The organism is Halanaerobium sp. (genome assembly GCF_003070835.1).
This window is the reverse complement of sequence record NZ_QBLR01000223.1, coordinates 1-5,655: the sequence shown is the minus strand read 5'-3', so window position 1 is coordinate 5,655 and position 5,655 is coordinate 1. Positions and strand designations below refer to the sequence as shown.

The following is a 5,655-nucleotide window of genomic DNA, read 5'->3' as shown; positions in this document are numbered from 1 at the left end:
AAATAATAATCATCTAAATAGGCTAATCCTAATTTTAAACCTGGAAAAACCCTATTTGTTAATGCTTGAATTAGAATAATTTGATTATTATATTTAGATTCTAAAAGTTCTTTTATTTTTTCATTGTTTTGATAAAGAGCAAAATGCTCTAAAATAATCACTTTAAACTTAAGCATTTGAGAAAGTTCCAGCAAAGATTTTATTTTAGAAAGGCTCCAATTAAAAATGCTTTCCTCTACAAAATCATCACTTATGATTAAATAGTCAATGGTATTATTTTCAAGATAGTCCATTAAACTATCGTAATCTGCAGAACTTATATGAATATTTGCATTTGGAGTAGAAAAAGAAACTTTATTGGTTTTACTATTAATGCTGTGATCTTGCAAAAATAATTTAGTAAATAGAGAATTGTCACTACCACTGGTAAATAATAATTCTTTGTTTTTCCCAACTAATGTCAATAATATTTCTTCTAATTTGGCTTCTGAACTATAATAAAGTTTGCTTTTACTCAAATTTTCATTTTTTGATTTTAAAAGCTGAAAATAGCTGCTTTTTTTAGCTTCAACTTTTTTAAAACTCTCACTTTTAAAATCAGAATAAAAACGATCAAAAATCAAATCCCATGCATACTCTTCTAGAAATTCTTTTCCGTGTTCTGGACCACTAAAATCAATGATTTTTTGAGAAGATAAAGACGGTTTAGAGGTTAAAATTCTTAGTCTCTGATCATCACTATTATTTTTGAGAGCAGCAGCAGGAGCAATATAGCTCCCACTACCCTCTTTTTTGTAAATAAGATTTTCAGCTTCCAGTAAATCATAAGCCTTAACTACAGTTTCTGCATTCACACTAAGTCGGGAAGCAAGTTTTCTTATTGATAGCATTTTTGTATCAGGGGTATATTTGTCTGCCAGAATTTCTGCCCGTATTGCTTCATAAATTTGGGTATATAGATTTTCTCTGCCATCTCTTTTTAATTCAATATCAAACATTTGGCTTCCCTCCATTAATTAATTATATCTTTTAAAATAAATTCTCAGCTAAAATGACGACAATTTTAAAAATTATACATTTGCTTTCCGCCGTCTAAAAAACTTGATAACTTCATTTAAGATTAAAAATAACACACTGGAAGTCAAAATTCTACTCCAGGCGGCTATTCCTACTCCAGCAAAACCAAGAAAATCGTTTATGTTTGGAATATAAACCACTCCTAATACTAATCCAATTGAAATTAAAATTGCATATAGCATTTTGGGATTATTAAAGAAGCTCTTAGAAAAGATACTCTGATATTCATATCTTAAAGACATAATATTTATCCACTGCAGACAGGCCACAGTTAAATAACTGATTGTTGTCGCCTGAGCATATAATTTTCCACCTTCACTAACAGCTGAAATTCGTCCATTAATGAAAGAGTAGAAATTGAAATAAGCAAAGCCCCCAATTACTAAAGCCATAAAAGCAAACCTGCTGAAACTTTTTTTATTAACAATATGGTCATCCTGACTTCTTGGCGGTACGGTCATTATCTGCTCTGAAGCTGGATCAAAAGTATAAGCTGTTAATGGTAAAATTTCAGCTAGGAGGTCAATTGATAGAATCTGAATAGCCAGTATTGGAATCGGTAAGTCAAAAAGTGCTGCAGCAATCAATCCAAGCAATACGAGTGTTAATTCAGCCCCATTTGCAGTTAATGTTCCCAGAATTGTTTTCTTTAAATTATTATAAATGGTCCTTCCTTCTTTAATCGCATAGACTAAGGTGGGATAACTATCATCCAGTAAAATCAACTCTGATGCTTCTTTGGACACATCTGTACCCATCTGCCCCATAGCAACACCAATATGAGCACTCTTAAGTGCTGGAGCATCATTAACTCCATCTCCTGTTACAGCAACAATTTTCTGCTGTTCTTTTAAATTTTTAACTATCCGCAATTTATCCTCAGGTGATACCCGGGAAAAAATAAGTGACTTATTTTCTTCCATAGTCTGTCTCAGTTTTTCTTCACTCATCTCTTCCAAATCTTTACTGGTAAATACTGGTACATCTTCATCATCAACAGAAAGACTAATTTCTTTTCCTACTGCCTGGGCAGTAGTTGCATGATCACCAGTCATGATATAGGTATCAATATAGGCATCATGTGATTCCTGAATGGCTTCCTTAACTCCTTCTTTTGGAGGATCAATCATCGCCACCATTCCCAGAAAAATAACATCCTTTTCTATTTCTTCTAAAACATAATCTGTCTCCTCATCTTCCAGTTTGCGGTAGGCAACTGCTAAAACCCGCATTGCATCCTTTGAATACTTTTCATTAAGTTCCTTTAATCTTTCTTTGTCTTCTTCTGTAATCTCTACTATTTCTCCATCTTTGAGAATATGTTTGGAAACAGAAAGCACACTACCTAAAGCTCCCTTCATCTTAAGATAGTTTCCATCTTCAAATTCTCTAATTGAACTCATTCTTTTACGGTCAGAATCAAAACTGAATTCATGTAATTCAGGATTTTCTTCATCTTCTTTAGGAGAGCGAGTACCTAATTTTGTAGAAAGAGTAATTAGAGCAGCCTCTGTTGGATCACCGATTGCATACCAGCCAGGATGCTCTTCATCTGGCTCATGAATCTCTGCATTGGAAGCCATTGTAGCAGCATCAAAGATAATCTCCATCTCTGCAATTTCTGCTTCAGTTAGTGGTTCTCCATCTTCTCCTATAAGTTCACCTTCTGGTTTATAACCAAGACCGGTTACTTCATACTCCCGGCCATCAAAATATACTTTTTTTACTGTCATTTCATTTTTGGTTAAAGTCCCAGTCTTATCTGTACAGATAACATTGGTTGAACCAAGAGTTTCAGCCGAAGAAAGCTTTTTGACTACTGCATTCTTTCCTGCCAGTCTTTTTACTCCCTGAGACAGAGCTACTGTAACCTGCATCGGTAAAGCCTGAGGTACAACAGCTGCAGCTACACCAAGAGCATATATTAAAGCGAAGTTCAATCCATAACCTCTATAAATACTCACTCCAAAAAGTGTAAATCCAACTACAACTGCAAAGATACCAATTCGATTGGCCACTGTATGCAGCTCATCCTGGAGAGGGGAACGGGATTTATCCTCTTCTTGAGTCATCGAAGCGATCTTACCCATCTCAGTATCCATTCCAGTTCTAACAACTACACCTTTAGCTGAGCCAGCGGCAACTGTTGTTCCTAGATAGGCCATATTATCACGGTCTGCTAGTGGTCTTTCTTCCTCAATGTAATTAGACTGCTTCTCCTGAGGCATTGATTCACCAGTTAGAGAAACATCATTAGTTTTCAAATTAAATGATTCAATAATTCTCAAATCAGCTGGAATTTTATCTCCTTCTTCCAGACTTACAATATCTCCAACTACCAGTTCTTCCTGTGAAATTTCTCCGATTTGATCATCACGAATTACTTTTGAAGGCGAATTAACCAGTTTATTTAGAGAATCCATTATTTTTTCCGCTTTATATTCCTGCATAAAACCAATTACAGAGTTAAGAACTGCAATCATAAGCATCACTGTAGCATCACGATAACTTCCAATTAATAGTGACATTACAGCGGCTATTAAAAGTAAGATTACAAGTACATCTTTAAACTGCTGTAAAAAGATTACAAATAATGACCTTTTTTTAGCTGCTTCAAGAACATTTTTTCCATCTCTCTGCAGCCTTTTTTCTGCTTCTGATTGGCTTAGTCCCTGAAGACTACTTTCTAAAGTTTTCACAACATCTTTGGCTTTTTGTCTATAAAATTCTTTTTCTGACATATGACCACCTCTTTATTTTATGATTTTAGTTTTTAGATATAATAATAACATTTTTAAAAATAATTTAAAGTTCCTGTTTTATACTATAATTTACTAATTTACTTTAAAATTTTCAACTTGAAAATATTTTTCTCGCTGCTCTTTATGACCGGTTTCTTTAGCCAGACGGTAGATTTTATGATTTAAAAATTTCTTATCTTCCTGCTCCAATACATTTTTATCAAAACCACCTAAAATATAATGGCTAAAGTGCCAGACCTGTTCTTTAATATCTTTTGGACTTCCTTCAGCAATAATCACCAGTGCATCAATAATAGATCCCGCAACTGATACATCCTGATTTCCATAATGACTGAGTTGATAAAAAGTTTTATATAGAAGATCCCAAAAAGAAATATCCTCTAATATAAAACACAATTCATCTTTGTCATTATAATAATAAGTATTTTCTAAATTGGCAACTGCAATTCTTGATAAAACCCAGCCTAACTGATTAATACAAAATATTGCTGTATTGGGATCATTAATCCCTGGAGAAATGGCTCTTAAAGCAACCTCTGTTAATTTTAATAAACCAAATTCTATATCATTTTTCTTGCTTCTTTCATTGTTGATTGCCAGATTATCAAGAATTTTATTTTTTATTTCTTCAAGTTCTTCATCACTAAATCTCTCAGCTTCTTCATTTAGCTGCCAGAATTTAAAAACAATTGTATTTTCAGTTACATAATCACCAATCATTTTTTCAGCCCTAATTATTATGTCATGTTGATCTGCCAACTTGGTTAGTTCAATATCATAAATAACCTGAATATATCCACTCTGCTCAGGATGAACCTCACATGACTCTCTGTCCAGCATTTCTTTTAAATTCTCAGGTGGGTCATTACGAATCTGATCATTGCTGTTATTTCTTGCCTCAATTTTATCAACTATTTCAATAACCTCTTCTTTTAAACTTTCAATCAAGAGATTTACCTGAACTGAATTAGCTGCATGATGGATAAAATAGACAAAATAACCTAGACAGACAATAGCAACAACAACCCCAATCATTGCCGAAAATATAATTGATTCCCCGCTTCCCTGCAGGCTGTCATCTATAAAAAGCAGAGTTAACATTGAATAAATAAAACCAGCAAGAAAAACTCCTAAAACTTTTAAGGTTATTTTGTTTTTAAGAAAATCCTGCATCGTCCGCGGCGAAAACTGCGAAGAGTACATGGTCAGTACAACCATAATAGTTGAAAAAGAAACTGTAATCATTGCAAAAAGGGAGCCTGCTATGGTAGACAAAATTGTTTTTGAAAGGTCATAAGAAGTAAAAAAATATGCGGGCAGTACATTTGTCAGAGTATCTGTATACTGATATTCAATAAATATTACCGCTATTGAAAGTAGAGCAGCAGATATTGTATAAATTAAAGGAATAAAATATATTTTATTTTCTATATTATGCAGAAATTTAAATTTCAAAATTTACACACCCTCTATAATTTTCATTACTTTTCCCTCTATCATTTAATTTCAACATAATTACCTAATATCCTTTTTATATACTGGATAAAATTAATCATAATGATTTGATATTTAGGCTGTAATTTAATTATATTTATTAAATTGTCAATTGCTTAACATATTTTAAAAATTACATTGCATCTTCAAATATAGCTTTCACCTGTTCAACTGTTCCTTTTCTGGGATTAATTTCAGCATTTTCATCTTCTAATACATATTTGGCCATTTCTTTAAAATCTTTTTTTAATATCAACAATATAAAATAATTAGATCAAAATCATAAATTATTTTATTAACTTTCCATTATTTTTCTTATCTC

General features: G+C 32.5%; 3 protein-coding genes. All 3 read right to left on the bottom strand.

What is annotated here, in order from left to right; all coding sequences use genetic code 11:
- Positions 1-998 (bottom strand): winged helix-turn-helix domain-containing protein (locus tag CI949_RS15900; protein WP_290768086.1); only part of this gene is annotated, 998 nt, incomplete at its 3' end.
- A 72-nt stretch (positions 999-1,070) separates the two neighbouring features.
- Entirely contained in the window at positions 1,071-3,818 is a 2,748-nt protein-coding gene (locus tag CI949_RS15895) for a cation-transporting P-type ATPase (protein WP_134059840.1), read from the bottom strand.
- Positions 3,819-3,911: 93 nt separating this feature from the next.
- Positions 3,912-5,294, bottom strand: coding sequence for a DUF2254 domain-containing protein (locus CI949_RS15890; protein ID WP_073160586.1), 1,383 nt, complete (start codon positions 5,292-5,294; stop codon positions 3,912-3,914).
- Between the last annotated feature and the right edge of the window lie 361 nt (positions 5,295-5,655).

What these genes read in the sequence shown, in the direction of transcription:
- CI949_RS15895 (WP_134059840.1), bottom strand. Translation starts at nt 3,818, where the DNA reads ATGTCAGAAAAAGAATTTTATAGACAAAAAGCCAAAGATGTTGTGAAA.